General features: G+C 26.8%; 12 protein-coding genes and 1 tRNA gene. 4 read left to right on the top strand and 9 right to left on the bottom strand.

From position 1 onward, the window contains the following. Nucleotides 1–31: 31 nt before the first annotated feature. From lepA to ACFEL5_RS06700, 5 genes are read right to left on the bottom strand one after another with little or no spacing between them, the layout of a single operon-like run. A complete protein-coding gene (gene lepA, locus ACFEL5_RS06720; protein ID WP_342190020.1) occupies nt 32–1,843 on the bottom strand; it encodes a translation elongation factor 4 in 1,812 nt (603 codons plus the stop codon). Continuing rightward, a complete protein-coding gene (locus ACFEL5_RS06715) occupies nt 1,830–2,423 on the bottom strand; it encodes a hypothetical protein (protein WP_338968141.1) in 594 nt (197 codons plus the stop codon). The genes lepA and ACFEL5_RS06715 overlap by 14 nt, the downstream gene beginning before the upstream one ends. Before the next feature lie 20 nt (nt 2,424–2,443). Next, entirely contained in the window at nt 2,444–3,382 is a 939-nt protein-coding gene (gene fmt / locus ACFEL5_RS06710) for a methionyl-tRNA formyltransferase (RefSeq protein WP_375315291.1), read from the bottom strand. Continuing rightward, complete coding sequence (locus tag ACFEL5_RS06705; protein WP_375315290.1) at nt 3,376–5,166, bottom strand: DUF2779 domain-containing protein; 1,791 nt, start codon at nt 5,164–5,166, stop codon at nt 3,376–3,378. The genes fmt and ACFEL5_RS06705 overlap by 7 nt, the downstream gene beginning before the upstream one ends. Nucleotides 5,167–5,203: 37 nt before the next feature. Next, nucleotides 5,204–5,839 (bottom strand): hypothetical protein, encoded by a 636-nt coding sequence (locus tag ACFEL5_RS06700; RefSeq protein WP_342190016.1) that lies wholly within the window; start codon nt 5,837–5,839, stop codon nt 5,204–5,206. Nucleotides 5,840–6,821: 982 nt separating this feature from the next. Between ACFEL5_RS06700 and ACFEL5_RS06695 the strand changes: the two genes are divergently transcribed. Together ACFEL5_RS06695 and ACFEL5_RS06690 are read left to right on the top strand one after the other, a co-directional pair. After that, on the top strand, nt 6,822–7,064 hold the full coding sequence (locus ACFEL5_RS06695; RefSeq protein ID WP_375315104.1) for a helix-turn-helix domain-containing protein: 243 nt from the start codon (nt 6,822–6,824) through the stop codon (nt 7,062–7,064). Between the two features lie 80 nt (nt 7,065–7,144). Beyond that, nucleotides 7,145–8,089: an IS30 family transposase gene (locus ACFEL5_RS06690; protein ID WP_338966716.1), complete on the top strand. Its 945-nt coding sequence runs from the start codon at nt 7,145–7,147 to the stop codon at nt 8,087–8,089. On the opposite strand, the gene ACFEL5_RS06685 is transcribed toward ACFEL5_RS06690, so the two are convergent. Beyond that, the gene (locus ACFEL5_RS06685) at nt 8,086–8,493 is read right to left on the bottom strand and encodes a hypothetical protein (RefSeq protein WP_375315289.1); all 408 of its coding nucleotides are present in this window, start codon (nt 8,491–8,493) and stop codon (nt 8,086–8,088) included. The two genes, ACFEL5_RS06690 and ACFEL5_RS06685, sit on opposite strands and share 4 nt — an antisense overlap. A 37-nt stretch (nt 8,494–8,530) precedes the next feature. Beyond that, nucleotides 8,531–11,968 carry a hypothetical protein gene (locus ACFEL5_RS06680; RefSeq protein WP_375315288.1) on the bottom strand — a complete coding sequence of 1,146 codons (3,438 nt, stop codon included), beginning with the start codon at nt 11,966–11,968 and terminating at the stop codon, nt 8,531–8,533. A gap of 588 nt (nt 11,969–12,556) precedes the next feature. On the opposite strand from ACFEL5_RS06680, the gene ACFEL5_RS06675 reads away from it, so the two are divergent. Together ACFEL5_RS06675 and ACFEL5_RS06670 are read left to right on the top strand one after the other, a co-directional pair. Beyond that, nucleotides 12,557–13,177, top strand: coding sequence for a hypothetical protein (locus ACFEL5_RS06675; RefSeq protein ID WP_375315287.1), 621 nt, complete (start codon nt 12,557–12,559; stop codon nt 13,175–13,177). A 187-nt stretch (nt 13,178–13,364) separates the two neighbouring features. Beyond that, complete coding sequence (locus tag ACFEL5_RS06670) at nt 13,365–14,309, top strand: IS30 family transposase (RefSeq protein ID WP_338966716.1); 945 nt, start codon at nt 13,365–13,367, stop codon at nt 14,307–14,309. Nucleotides 14,310–14,603: 294 nt separating this feature from the next. On the opposite strand, the gene ACFEL5_RS06665 is transcribed toward ACFEL5_RS06670, so the two are convergent. Further along, nucleotides 14,604–14,679 (bottom strand) — tRNA-His (locus tag ACFEL5_RS06665). 427 nt (nt 14,680–15,106) lie between these two features. Next, nucleotides 15,107–16,489 (bottom strand): Mbov_0401 family ICE element transposase-like protein, encoded by a 1,383-nt coding sequence (locus tag ACFEL5_RS06660; RefSeq protein ID WP_375315137.1) that lies wholly within the window; start codon nt 16,487–16,489, stop codon nt 15,107–15,109. Between the last annotated feature and the right edge of the window lie 49 nt (nt 16,490–16,538).

Raw genomic sequence — 16,538 nt, 5'->3', positions numbered from 1 at the left:
ACCGATTAATTAAAATTTCAATATAATATGCTTATTTATCATCAATAGATAAAACTGCCATAAAAGCTTCTTGTGGTAATTCAACATTTCCAAAAGCCTTCATCCGCTTTTTACCCTTCTTTTGTTTTTCTAATAACTTTTTCTTACGATTAATATCGCCACCATAACACTTAGCAGTAACATTTTTCCTTAACGCCTTAATAGTTTCTCGCGCAATGATTTTATTACCAATGGAAGCTTGTACAGGAATTTCAAAGTTTTGTTGCGGAATAATATCTTTTAATTTAGCACATAAATTTCTTCCACGAGCATACGCAAAATCTTTATGCACAATCATTGATAAAGCATCAACAACCGCACCATTTAATAAAATATCCATCTTTACTAATTTACTTGGTCGATAACCTAATAATTCGTAATCTAATGAAGCATAGCCCTTAGACACAGATTTTAAACGATCAAAAAAATCAAAAATAATCTCATTTAACGGCATTTCATAAGTCAAAATCCTTCTTGTATCATCAACATAAACAAGATTTTGATAAATACCGCGTTTTTGCTGACATAACTCCATTAAACCACCTAAATAAGTTTCAGGAGTCATCATCGTTACTTTAACAAAAGGCTCATTAATACTACGAATTTTTTGCACTTCCGGTAATTTACTCGGATTATCCACAGTAATAATTTGTTGATCAGTTAAATGCACTTCATAAATAACACTTGGCGCCGTAGCAATTAAATCTAAATTATATTCTCTCTCAAGTCGTTCTTGGATAACATCCATATGTAATAAACCTAAAAACCCACAACGAAACCCAAATCCTAATGCTTGTGAATTTTCTGGTTCATATACCAAAGCAGCATCTGATAATTGCAATTTTGATAATGCATCTTTTAAATCTTCATAACGCGAACTATCAACGGAATATAATCCACAATAAACCATTGAATTAATTTTTCGATAACCTGATAATGGCACTAATGTTGGAAAATCAGCATGTGTCATTGTATCTCCTACTTGAACATCTTTAATATTCTTAATAGCCGCCGCTACTCAACCAACCTGACCAGCATAGATTGCATCCTGCTGAACTTCCAACGGTGTCTTAATACCAACACTAATAACTTCATATTCACCCCCTGTTGCCATAAAACGAATCTTATCATTAATCTTAACAGTTCCTTGAAAAACACGAATAAAAATCATTACACCACGATATTGATCATAATAAGAATCAAAAATCAATGCCTGCAAAGGAGCATCATCTTGGGATTTTATTGGAGCAGGAATATCTCTAACAATAGTTTCTAACACTTCATCAACATTTAAACCAGTCTTGGCAGAAATTAACGGGATATGCGAATACGCAATTCCTGTCAATTCTCTAATTTGTTGTTTAATTCTTTCGGGGTCCGCATTAGGCAAATCAACTTTATTAATAACAGGAATAATTGTTAAATCATTATCAATCGCTAAATAAACATTAGCTAACGTCTGCGCTTGAATCCCTTGCGTAGCATCAACTACTAATAATGCTCCCTCACAAGCCGCTAAACTACGCGAAACTTCATAAGTAAAATCTACATGTCCCGGCGTATCAATTAAATTAAAACAATATTGTTGATGATCCTTAGCAACATACTGCAACTGCACAGCATTTAACTTAATAGTAATTCCTCTTTCTCGCTCTAAATCCATTGAATCTAATAATTGATCTTTTAATTCTCTTTTACTAACCGTACCCGTTAATTCTAAAAGCCGATCCGCCAAAGTAGACTTACCATGATCAATATGAGCAATAATACTAAAATTACGAATTAAATTTTTATTTGTTGCCATTATTTTTAATTTCCTTACTTTGTTCTAAATTACTATTTTCTAACGCTGTCGCTCGTAAATAATCAAAATCATTATCACTTCAAAGATGACCATAACTGACACTATTAATTCTAATTAAAAACCAAGTAATAAACAAGGAAAAAATATATGTTGATATCGCTTGCACAGCATCATTAATTAATGCTGTAATCGCATAACTATAATCAAAATTAGAAATAAAGTAAGTATATGGTGGATAAATAATTAAAACTGGTAAAACCGCAAAAAAATGACTGATAATAAAATGAAAATATGGTTCTAATATCCGAATAATAACAAACATTAAAATCCTAACAACAATCGTAATGGGAACAAAAACAAAATATCCCCCCATAATATCAGCAAATGCCATCGCAATCGGATTAGCAAATAAAATCATTGGCCCAGAAATAAAGGTAATTAAAGGTAAAGCAATAATATCAGCTAATTGCAAATAACCAACGCCAATTTTAATAAAACTAGAAGCATAACCACAAACCATTAAAAGACCTGTGATTACACCTGTTGTTGCTAAATATTTCAATGAACGAAAACGATACATTTTTCTTTCAAATCCTTTCCTTAAATAAATTTTGTTCCAACCCGCAAAGGATGTTGTCCTTGATAAAAATTTTTAACCAAGATTGCTTTTTTACCCTCAGGTTGTAATCTTTGAATTAAAACACTTCCTTTACTCGTTTGAACTTCAATACCATCTTGTTGAAATGATAAAATTGTTCCCGCTGCCTTTTCCTGTTTATTAATATCATAAACGATCGCCTGATGAATTTTATAAATCTTATTTTCATAAGTCGTATAAGCTAAAGGGATTTCAAAAAGACCACGAATTTGACAAGTTACTTTTCTCGCATCAACATTTCAAATAATCTTTTCATTATTTCGTTTAATATTTAAACCAAACGATACAAGTCGTTCATTTTGGATTTCTGGAGTAATTTTACCACTAATTACTAAGAATAAATATTTTTCTAACATCATATTTGCTAACAAAATTAAACGGTGATGCAAACTACTTGCCGTTTCATTTGCTACCAACCTAATTTTCTCTTGAACAAATACTGGCCCCGCATCCATTTGAGATGTCATTTTCATTAAACTAATACCAGTTTCCTTTTCATCATTAATTACCGCTCAATGAATTGGTGCTCCACCTCGTAATTTAGGTAATAACGAAGCATGAATATTTAAGCAACCTTTCGGCACCAATTGTAAAATCCTTGTTCCCAAAAATTGACCATAAGCACAAGTAATTATTAAATCAGCATTTAAATTATCTAGTTCTAAAACAATATCGTTAATATTATCTGGTTGAAAAATCTTTAATTTTGATGCTAATGCTACTTGTTTAACACCACCAATCCTCATTTCTTGCTTTCTCCCAACTTTACGATCAGGTTGACAAACAACAGCTACAACTTCAATAAAATCCATTGTTAATAATTTTAATAATACTTCTTTAGCAAAAATCGGTGTCCCCATAAAAATAACTTTCGTTACCATTCAATTCACCCCTGTTCTCGCAATAATTCAGAAATTTTAGTAAATAAAACTACCATTCCATAAGTATCGCGTTCACAATATAATAACAAATTTTTAACATAATTGTCTTGTCATTGTTGCCAACTAATAGTTTTTCAAGCATTATTTAATTTCAAGAAAAACAAATGATTATTATCTTTTTGTAATTCATTATACAACCGTTTACGAAATAAACTGGAAGCATCGGTTCCCTTTTGCACTTCCAAATCATCATAAGAAAATTCCGAATTAAAAGCCGGCAATGTTTTCTTAATTGAAAGACTACCATTAAATTCTGCTTTATAAATTGCAAAATTTTTAAAGAAATCCATTAAATCAACAGTCCGATCAGAAATTTGCATTAATATTTCTTCATAAATCGGATATAATAATGCCATTTTTTTTAAAACTTGCTTCTCAAAACTTTTATTATATGCAACATAAGTACCTATCCCATATCGTGTTAAATCCTTAATTAAATTTTCAATTAAAACTAAACGATGATCACCAACACCATCACTTAAATAACGATAATGTTTAATATTATGTTTCTCTTCATTAAACTTATTATCCAATAAAACATGAATTGAATACTGAAACGGAATTTGCTCATATGGTGTACTATTTTCATATTTCGGAATGGCACTTTTAACAGTTTCAAAATCATACATATAAATCGGATACACATATTCCTTATATATACTTTGTAAATATCTTCGTTCTGACAATGCAACAACACCTTCTAAATTTTGAACAACTTTAATTTGGCGATATTGATTAGCTGTTAAATTAAGATCAAAAAAATTAGATGTATAAAGCGACAAAAAATTATTTTCATAATATAATCTTGCTTTTTTAGTTTTTACTAACCGATAAAGATTAAATATTGTATGCTCTTTGGGTAATTTAGCATAAACATGAATACAATAATCATATTTACCCCGATTATGACATTGACTAGTCTTTAACCACGCTAATGCTTCAGCAACTGGCATTTGAAAAATATCTTTAATGCGCTGAATATCTTGATTAAAATCTCGCTTTGCTAAATCTTTTTTTACACCAACCATAATATTTTCTTGCTTTGAACCAGTAGTTGTTAAATTATATTTACTTGCTAAAATAAACAAATTATCATATTCTAAATCACCTTGATGAAAATAAAAACCATTTAAATGCATTAAATAAATATTTTTAATCTCAATATTGCAATTAGTCAAAATATAATATTGATAAAGAACATCATATAAATGTTCGCGATGAACCTTAGTTGTTGCCTTAACTTCAATTAAGTCTCAACCTGTACCATTTCGTTTTAAAACATCAACCTTTGTAACACAACCATTATATTCAAATCGTGGTTCAAACAACACTTCAAGATTAGCATCAAGAATTTTTTCTACCGTTTTATTTGCCACAAGATGTTTTTCATAAGTATCTAAATCAAAACAACGATAATTTCGTAAAAAATATTGCTTAGCATGATAACCTACTTCTAAACCATCAAGAATAGTTTCACTATCAATTACCTCTAAATCGCTAAAACTATAATCATCATTCGCTAATAATTCTAAACTAGGCGCAGAAATATTCGTCAAGTCATCTTTTTGCTTTTCATCACCAAATTCAGGCAAACTAAAAAAATAAGTTAACTCCCTATCGTGCCATTGAATTGTCTTTTGATGATTTTCTTTTCGTAAAAGAAATGATAATTTAGCACATTCCCGATAATTTTTATAATCTTCTTTATATATTTTATGAAGCATTTTATCATTTCCTCAGATTATGAATTAATTAAACTATTTATTTTTTAGCACCAAACTTCTCATTAGGTTGTCGCTTAATAAGAACCTCATTTTTATTTTGAACAACTTTTTTAGTTGCTTTGATTTTTTTCTCTTGCTTAATTTTTTTAATTTCTGCTTTTTCTATTATTTTTGCTTCCTTGCGTTCTAATCTAACTTGTGCTCGCTCAGCCTTAGTCATTTTTCAATAACTTTTCTTTTGTTCTTTTTGCAAACGAATTAAAGTAGCTTCTAATTCTAATTCATGATTAACTTTTCAAGTTGTTTCATATTCTTTTTTACTTAATTGTTTTGTTAAACCTTCAACTTCAAAAGCTTTAGTAGCATATAACGCATTTGATTTTGAGTCATATAATTTGATAACAACATCAAAAACATCACGATATTTATAATCTTTACCTGCTCTAGCAATTACTTTATCATATTCAATTCTTTTATGAGCAATATTATCATTAATCTTTAAATACTGCTTAATTTTATCTCTAACTTCTTTTTGACGCTTTTCTTTTTCAATTTTATCTTGTTTTCGTTTACGAATTGAAGAAACTATCATTACAACTACAATAATAATAATTAAACCTAACATTACCCAAGTAGTTTGTCCATTTTGTAAATCACCTGTTACTAAAAACATTACTCATTTCCTCCTTTAATAATTAAATTTTAATAATACTTAATAAACGCTCTTGACTTATTGGCGTTATTGTTTTAACCAAATTAGATTTTTTATCAATAACAAAATATAAATCACTATCATTAATTTGCACATAAATATCATCTTTTATATCTACAACATAAAATGCCTCATTAATTAATTGTAAACAATGCATTTTTAATTCAATATCATTTAAATGTTTCAAATTTAATCGCTGTTTAACACGAAGAATAACATGATGTGAAAACTGATATTTTGATTGTAAATAATAACTCACTTTTTCTACCCACACTTTTTTTAAATGTACATAAGTAATTATACATCTTTTTTACTACTTTTTTAAGGGACGCATAAAGTTTTGTTAGGTAGGAAAAGATTTGAATAAGTATTAAGACAGTCAGCAATGATTGTCTTTTTATTTTATAAGATGTTAAAAATTTGTTCTTTGAAAATTAAATACAAGTGAATTAATAATGTTGGTATGTATTAAAACACGATAAATTGTGGGTGGTCGCCATAACCAAAAGAAGTTTACCAGTTAATAGATAACATCCTATTAGCTATAGCAATTTGTTTCGTTTTGCAATAAAAAAATGAATGGGTGGATTTCCTAAAAATATACACGCTATTAAATTAGTTCCAAGGGTAGGATGCGGATATTAAAGTGTAGAAATTTCTATATAGGGATATACTAAGTTTAAAATTATTAAAATCTTTATCTAATTAAAAAAACAAAATTTACTAACAAAGCTTGTTAAACACTTAAATCTGCGATATATAAGTGTTTAAAAAACTAAGTTAACTAACTTAGTTAATATAACTTAGTTTATTCATAAGAAAGGTAATTTATTATGCTGAATTATACTTGTAAGTGCAAGTAAATAAAATTGCAAAAGATTTCATATAAAAATTTCATGATGCTAAGTTTATTTTAGAAAAAGTAAATTTAAGGAGTTTTTATATGGGATACAAACATCTTGGCATAGATGAAAGAATTTATATTGAGAATCAATTGAAATTTAAAGTAAAAATTAGTGAAATAGCTAAAAATCTTAATCGAAGTATTAGTACTATTAATCGAGAAGTTAATAGAAATAAAGATAATAATCATTATTTTTCATTAATTGCACAAAATAAAGCAGAAAATAGAAAACAATTACATGTTTATTTTCATAAGCTGAATTATACTTGTAAGTGCAAGTAAATAAAATTGCAAAAGATTTCATATAAAAATTTCATGATGCTAAGTTTATTTTAGAAAAAGTAAATTTAAGGAGTTTTTATATGGGATACAAACATCTTGGCATAGATGAAAGAATTTATATTGAGAATCAATTGAAATTTAAAGTAAAAATTAGTGAAATAGCTAAAAATCTTAATCGAAGTATTAGTACTATTAATCGAGAAGTTAATAGAAATAAAGATAATAATCATTATTTTTCATTAATTGCACAAAATAAAGCAGAAAATAGAAAACAATTACATGTTTATTTTCATAAATTTAAAAATAGAGAATTAGTAAAATATGTACAACAAAAATTATTATTAGGTTGATCGCCTGAACAAATTTATGGCAGAATTAAAAATTTTCATCAAGAATGAATTATTAGTTTTAAAACAATTTACAATTGAATTTATTCTGGATTACTTGAAAAGGTTACTAGTAAAAATTTAAGAAGAAAAGGTAAGAAACGAAAATCTCAAGAAAATCGGGGTAAATTTAATGGTAAATCCATTAAAGAACGAAATGTTAATAATCGCATAACTCTTGGCCATTGAGAAGGTGATACTGTAGTATCATCACGAGGTAAAAGTAAATCATGTTTAATAACTTTAGTTGAAAGAACATCAAGATTTACTTTAGCAATATTAGTTGAAAATAGAACTACTAAAGTTATTAACAAAAATATTAGTCATTATTTATCAATTCTTCCAAATAATCTTGTTAAGACTATAACATTTGATAGGGGTAAAGAATTTGCTAATTGACAACAACTTGAAAAAAATTTAAATGTGAAAATTTATTTTGCTGATGCATATTCACCTTGACAAAGAGGTACTAATGAAAATACTAATGGTTTAATTAGAGAAAAATTTCCTAAAAAATTTAATTTTTCAAACACTACTAAAAATGCAGTTCATAAATTTATATTGTCTTTAAACCAAAGACCAAGAAAAATACTAAATTATCTTTCGCCAATCGAATATTTGGTTAGAAAAATAATTTAGTTGCACTTAACTTTACAATTTGGCGTTATTTTTGTCTTACTGTGACTTGTTGTTTGGGTCGGGGGTTGTGACCGACCAGAATTATTATCAATATAGTCTCTAATACTTCTTGAGTAATTTCTTGTATTTAAAATAATATTATTTCTATTTGTAGATGCCGGTGTTGCCGTTCTTCGGCTGTTTTGTGTTGATGATTTTGTTTTTGTCTGATTGATACTTGTTGTTTGTATTGCTGTTCTTTTTGTGCCATTTGTTGTTCTTCTTTGAGTTAAAGAAAAACTATTTTGTTCATTTCTGTTTGAACTTCTATTTGTACTTGTTCCAGAAGGACTAGCGGCAATAACCATCGGTATTGCCGTTCCACTAATTGTTAAGACACTCAATAAATTTAGCAGTTTTTTCATATTTTTATTTCCTTTCTGTAATTGTTATTATTTATAATTAATAGTTTTCTAGTGGTTGATTTCTTCCTTTTACTATTTCTGCGTTATATCCTTTTTTAATAGAAAATTCTATTTTTCCATTAAAAAAAATTGAATTTCCATCTTCATAAACAGTTATTTCTTCAGGCAATGTGCCATACTTTATTAATTTTTGCATTAGTTGTCCAATTGAGATATCAAAATGCACTGTTTCATTATTTTTAGTCAAAATATCAAATTGGATATTTCCATAAATATCTTGTTCCAAATTTAAAGTAGTTTGAAATTTTATTTCCTCAAGTGTTGCTGTAATAATTCTTGATGAATTTGCTGCGACTGTGACTTTTTGTGAAGGGAAAGTCATGACACTTGACGTTCTATCTACTTTTTCACCACTAATATCTAAATTAACATTTTTTGATAGGCTAATACTTTGCGAAGAACTTTTTGAAGTTGACGAACCATTACTTTCTGAAGAACTTTTTGAAGTTGACGAACCGTCACTTTCTGAAGAACTTTTTGAAGTTGACGAACCATTACTTTCTGAAGAACTTTTTGAAGTTGACGAACCGTCACTTTCTGAAGAACCATATTCTCCGCGCGCACCCCCTGAAGCACCTATTCCCAAAAATTTACCGCCTATTTCCACATTTCATCCATGTGATTGATTTTTAGTTTGAGAAGAACTACTTTCTTGTGCTTGTGAATTTTGTTTAATATCACTATTTTCTAAAATATTAGATAATGTAATAGAAGTGTTATTTTCTTTTACTTGATTTGAAGTGTAAGAAGAACTACTTTCTTGTGATTCTGAATTTCCAATTTCTAAATTTTCTATTCTAATTATTCCTGTTGTTATTCTATATCTTGTTTCTGTTGAAAATTCATAAGAACATTGGGGGGTATTAAAATCTGATTCATTATCATCATCATTTTTCATTATTGTTCGAATAAAACAAATTCCTTTAGATTGCTTTTCAAATGAAAATTTAGGAGTAATTTGCTGTTTTAATTGAACATTTGAATATTGTAAATTATTTGAATTAATATTTTTAATTTCTTTAAAAATTAAATTAGGGTTATCATCTCGAAATTTGAAAAAAATTGCTTTTTTAATCAATTCATTTAAATCAATAATTTTATTTTGCTGATTATTTATTGTATAGTAAATTTTCTTTTCACCAAAATATTTAGAACTATCTTTTTTTTCTTTTATTATAGCAGAAATATTAGTTTTTTCAACTACTTCTAATTGTGAAATATCTAAATCAGGATTTAAATAATTTAATTCATTTAAAATTACTTTATCACTATTATCAATAACATTTAAATTAAGATTTGTAATTACAGTAGATAAATTTTGTATAGCTGTAAAAGTAACTTTTTGATATCCCTTGTATTTATTTGAATTATAACGTGGTGAGCCCTCAATATCGGCTGACGTATCTGTAATGTTACTAAAGCCAACTTCAGTTACATCTAAACTGGGATTAAGTTTTTTGACAGCATCTTTTATAGTAGAAACACCATTATCATTTAAGGCCCCTAAATTAAGGTTTGTAATTACAGTAGATAAATCTTTTCTAACTGTAAAAGTAACTTTTTGATATCCCTTGTATTTATTTGAATTATAACGTGGTGAGCCCTCAATATCGGCTGAAGTATCTGTAATGTTACTAAAGCCAACTTCAGTTACATCTAAACTGGGATTAAGTTTTTTGACAGCATCTTTTATAGTAGAAACACCATTATCATTTAAGGCCCCTAAATTAAGGTTTGTAATTACAGTAGATAAATCTTTTCTAACTGTAAAAGTAACTTTTTTATCTCCCTGATATTTATTTGAATTATAACGTGGTGAGCCCTCAATATCGGCTGACGTATCTGTAATGTTACTAAAGCCAACTTCAGTTACATCTAAACTGGGATTAAGTTTTTTGACAGCATCTTTTATAGTAGAAACACCATTATCATTTAAGACCCCTAAATTAAGGTTTGTAATTACAGTAGATAAATCTTTTCTAACTGTAAAAAAAACTTTTTTATCTCCCTGATATTTATTTGAATTATAACGTGGTGAGCCCTCAATATCGGCTGACGTATCTGTTATTGCACTAACATCTACTTCACTATTTTCTAAAATAGAATTTTTAGCTTTAACTGCATTTAAAATTGCATCTTTGTTGTTATCATTTAAGGCCCCTAAATTAAGGTTTGTAATTACAGTAGATAAATCTTTTCTAACTGTAAAAAAAACTTTTTTATCTCCCTGATATTTATTTGAATTATAACGTGACCAACCCTCAATATCGGCTGACGTATCTGTAATGTTACTAAAGCCAACTTCAGTTACATCTAAACTGGGATTAAGTTTTTTGACAGCATCTTTTATAGTAGAAACACCATTATCATTTAAGGCCCCTAAATTAAGGTTTGTAATTACAGTAGATAAATCTTTTCTAACTGTAAAAGTAACTTTTTGATCTCCCTTGTATTTATTTGAATTATAACGTGGTGAGCCCTCAATATCGGCTGACGTATCTGTAATGTTACTAAAGCCAACTTCAGTTACATCTAAACTGGGATTAAGTTTTTTGACAGCATCTTTTATAGTAGAAACACCATTATCATTTAAGACCCCTAAATTAAGGTTTGTAATTACAGTAGATAAATCTTTTCTAACTGTAAAAAAAACTGCTTTTCAACTTCCAAATTGGTATTCTTTTAATCCTTTATATTGGTTAACTCGTATTTTGGCCCAAGAATCATTTTTTACAAAAACATATAATTTATCAATAAGTAAATCGGGATTTTTTTCTTTTAGTGCATTTAAAATTGTTTCATCATCTTCATTATTTAATGCGCCTAATTGTATATTAACAATTGCATCATTTAAATCTTCTCCCCCATTATTTTCTTTGTTTATATGGGCTCCTCAAAAATCGTCATTATTTTCTCAATATTTATCTCGATTTGTTCTTATTATTAAACCCTCGTAATTATTATTTTTATTTAAAAAAACTTTATCAATCTCTGAAAATCTTTGATATATAACAGAAGCAATAATTTCAATATCTTCATTAAGAAAATCATCCCGACTTCTATCATCTCCAGATGAATTTATTTTTTTAAATTCATCTTTTAATAAATCATATATAAAATGATAAAAATCGCCTAATCATATTAATTTTTCTTTAGACCTTATTTTTTCTCAATTTCTATGGCTTATTTTTACATATAATCTGTTATGACATAAAAAACAATAGTGATTTTCAATAAAATTATTATTTCCTCTTTTAACTCTACTTAAATTTTCTAAATTACTTGTTTGCGAATAATTAATTTCGTTATCTACTATTTTATTTTCTGGCGCTTTTTCTGAGGCATTCGCTAAAATTATTGGTGTTATGCTCGACAAGCTTGTAATTGTCGTTAACATAGCGAGTAATTTTTTCATATTAATTCAAATCCTTTTCGTTAATTTTTGCTAATTAATAAAATTTACAACACCTTTTCCTTTATCCAAAAAATAATCTACAGTCTCTTTGCCTTGGAATTTAATTATATATCATTAAATAATAATTTCTATCATTTTTTCAAGATATTGAATACTAGTTCTAAAAAACATTTATCTTTATTTAAAGAATAACTGTAGACTTGGTACATAACCTTTAATTTTATCTACTATTTTGATAATTATTTTTTAGATGAAATACAAATGTTAGATAAATACAAAGATAAAAATGAATTTTATAGTTTAGTCGGCATAAAATGTTATAGTTATGTACCAAGTCTTGTGTTTCCATAAACTTTATAAAATAAAGCAAATAAATAAATTTATTGTAAACATTAATGTTATAATAAGCATAATTAAATAAAAAGAAAAATGATGACTACACCATCATTCTTCCTAATTAGATTATAACATAGGTAGAATGAAAAAAAAATCATTCTACCTATTTTTTTATTTAACTAAGTAAAAAAAAGCAATAATAATTAATCGCCCCAATCGGGTGTTAAAAAAACAGAAAGGAGCATATAGATTATGCAAACAGCAATCTTACAAAATAAATCAGAAGCCTTCAATCAATTAAATTCCTTAAAAGATATTTCAAATTTTTTTACGCCAAAAAAATGTGTGAATAAAAAATTTACTGAGGATAGTTTTCAAGTCCGCGTTTTTGAGTACTATATTTCCGTCCCGAAGAAATTTTGTCATTTAGATAAAAATAAACAAAATTATTTAATTGGGATTATCCCCAATTATGTTTATAACTGTTATGACACCCAAAAAAACTGACGCGAAAAAATTAGTGGGCGTGAATTAATTAAAAAATATAACTTAAAAGGCTTCCACTTTTTAACAGTGGAAAACCAACGCTTTAAAAATATGCAAAAAACCAACCCTTTTTTAATACAATTTAAAAATGCACAAGAGAGTATGGAATGACATCGAGAACAAGTGGCCAAAGAGCAGGAACAATTAAAAACATTTTTATTATCTCGTAAAAAAAATACAGATACCGGAGTATCGGAAGATGAAATCGCGAATGTCAATAATAATCATGTAACAACACCATATCAATCACCCAAACATCAAGAACGGCAACAGGAACTTGATATCAAAAAAGTATTCGATGCATTGTACAATGCATCGAATACTTAAAAATAAATCCTTTTAAAGACACACCGCTTTAGGAAAGCAAAAGTGTCTAACTAAATAATACCATAGTTTTTTTAAAAAAGCTGAATTATACTTGTAAGTGCAAGTAAATAAAATTGCAAAAGATTTCATATAAAAATTTCATGATGCTAAGTTTATTTTAGAAAAAGTAAATTTAAGGAGTTTTTATATGGGATACAAACATCTTGGCATAGATGAAAGAATTTATATTGAGAATCAATTGAAATTTAAAGTAAAAATTAGTGAAATAGCTAAAAATCTTAATCGAAGTATTAGTACTATTAATCGAGAAGTTAATAGAAATAAAGATAATAATCATTATTTTTCATTAATTGCACAAAATAAAGCAGAAAATAGAAAACAATTACATGTTTATTTTCATAAATTTAAAAATAGAGAATTAGTAAAATATGTACAACAAAAATTATTATTAGGTTGATCGCCTGAACAAATTTATGGCAGAATTAAAAATTTTCATCAAGAATGAATTATTAGTTTTAAAACAATTTACAATTGAATTTATTCTGGATTACTTGAAAAGGTTACTAGTAAAAATTTAAGAAGAAAAGGTAAGAAACGAAAATCTCAAGAAAATCGGGGTAAATTTAATGGTAAATCCATTAAAGAACGAAATGTTAATAATCGCATAACTCTTGGCCATTGAGAAGGTGATACTGTAGTATCATCACGAGGTAAAAGTAAATCATGTTTAATAACTTTAGTTGAAAGAACATCAAGATTTACTTTAGCAATATTAGTTGAAAATAGAACTACTAAAGTTATTAACAAAAATATTAGTCATTATTTATCAATTCTTCCAAATAATCTTGTTAAGACTATAACATTTGATAGGGGTAAAGAATTTGCTAATTGACAACAACTTGAAAAAAATTTAAATGTGAAAATTTATTTTGCTGATGCATATTCACCTTGACAAAGAGGTACTAATGAAAATACTAATGGTTTAATTAGAGAAAAATTTCCTAAAAAATTTAATTTTTCAAACACTACTAAAAATGCAGTTCATAAATTTATATTGTCTTTAAACCAAAGACCAAGAAAAATACTAAATTATCTTTCGCCAATCGAATATTTGGTTAGAAAAATAATTTAGTTGCACTTAACTTTACAATTTGGCATTTCTAAAAATAGTCTTAAAACTAACTGTTATTTAATGCATTATTTTATAAATTTACTTTATACATCCTCCTCTACTAGCTATGCTCCTTTCTAATAACAAGACTGCTATTTAATTAAATTTCATTAAGAATTTCTAATGAAAGATTCTTTTAGAAACATATTTTTAGTTAAAGAAAAAAGAGATCTAGATTATATCTAGACCCCTGAAAACTTTATACGACCTATAAAGGAAAGTACATTTATGAGAATATTTTAATTTAAATAAAAATGGGGCGACTGATGGGAATTGAACCCACGAATGTTGGTTCCACAAACCAATGCGATAACCATTACGCCACAGTCGCCATATATAATGGTTTTTATTAACCGATAAAATTATATAACTATTTTAAAAGAATGTAAACTTATTCGTAAAAAAAGGTCGCGTTTAGTTTTCTTAGGTATTGCTTTGAAGAAGTAAAACAATCAGCTAATTATATTATTTAATTACTAAACTAACCCTGCCTTTCTTGTTATTGTCATTTTTATTCATTACTATTCTATCATATTATTGAATTTTTGCACAATAAAAAATTATTAATGGTCGCGTTTAGTTTTCTTAGGTATTGCTTTGAAGAAGTAAAACAATCAGCTAATTATATTATTTAATTATTAAACTAACCCTGCCTTTCTTGTTATTGTCATTTTTATTCATTTTCATTTTATCATATTATTGAATTTTTACACAATAAAAAATTATTAATTTTATTAAATTTTAACTAATATTTTTACTTACTTAAATGTAATATATTTATTTGTATATACAATGTTACCTTTACTAATTCAACTATCATCATTTTTATTATTATATTTATTTCATAATGAATTTTTATATATTTCTTTTCTGATTTCTATTTCTGAATTAATATTTTCATTAATATAATGCAATACATTTAATTTGTTTAAATTTGCCATTCTTAAATGTAATAAGTTATTTAAATTCTTATGATTATATATTTTTGCTCCATAGCCTAATTGTTGTTTCACCAAATGTGATACATCACTTTCAATGCTACAACCGATATTTCATTCTAAATTTTGATTATGAATACCTTGCTTATTATTACTGAAATAATTACTCGCCTTTCTTAAATTTGTTTTAATATCTTTATTTAATTCATTTTTAGCGACATTACGAATGTTTTTTATCAATTCTTGATGATTTCCATTTTTATATAATTCAATTCAACTATTTAGTGTTACTTTGCGATTTTCAAAAATAATATTAAATGCCGTTTGTTTGAATTTTTTAATAGGGTGATACCCATCTAAAATATATCTAACATTACCAAAACTATTCGCAATTTCTCTAATTCAAGTAGCACCATCACCACAAACAATTATTCTGTCGTAATTAATATTTACATAATGTTTTTGTAATTCTCTAATTAATAAATCACGATAATCCATTGTATTTATTCGTTTACCAACTTTTAACATTAGAAAATGACCTCGTTTGTTTTCTAATTCTCTACGAGCATTTTTGTATTTTTTTTCTTTATGTCCGGTATGAAAAGTAACTAAACGAATTCTTTGGTCTTGTTTAACTTTATGATCTAATGTCGCTAAAAATGTCTCATCTATTTGAATATATAAATCCTTATTTTTGACATCAATGCTAGTTTTAGTTTCTTTTTCTGCTAGTTGAAAATATTCGGCAATATCGTATTTATTTAAAATATTTGAAATACTACCTTTTGAAATATAACAATGATTTAGAGCATCTAAAACATCACGATAGCGTTTGCCATCACCTAGAAGACTTAAAACTTTAAATTTGACATCAAAATAAATGCGTTGTTTGGGTAATATACCAATTTCTTTATCTAACAAACATACATATTCAAATTTACCTGATTTTTGATTTCAATATTTATATCGGCGTCGTTTAAAAGTAACATCACCAAAAATTGTAATAATTGTTCTTGATGCAAAATGAACTACTTTATAACCTTGTTTTAAGCGATAATGATATTTATATAAGTATTCATCTAATTTTTCGTATTCATTAGCTAATTGTTCACATTTGTTGGTGTACATGTTTTTATGGGTTGTAAATAAACTAAATCAATGTTTATTTTCTAAGGTTTTTACATTATTATTAATTTTTAACATAATAAATTACCTTTCTTGATAGTAATTTTAATAAAGTTTAGTTAGTTTA

This window comes from Spiroplasma endosymbiont of Tipula paludosa (assembly GCF_964264785.1).
Taxonomy (GTDB): domain Bacteria; phylum Bacillota_I; class Bacilli_A; order Mycoplasmatales; family Nriv7; genus Nriv7.
The sequence above is the reverse complement of the archived record's forward strand: the minus strand, read 5'-3'. Positions and strand labels throughout refer to the sequence as shown.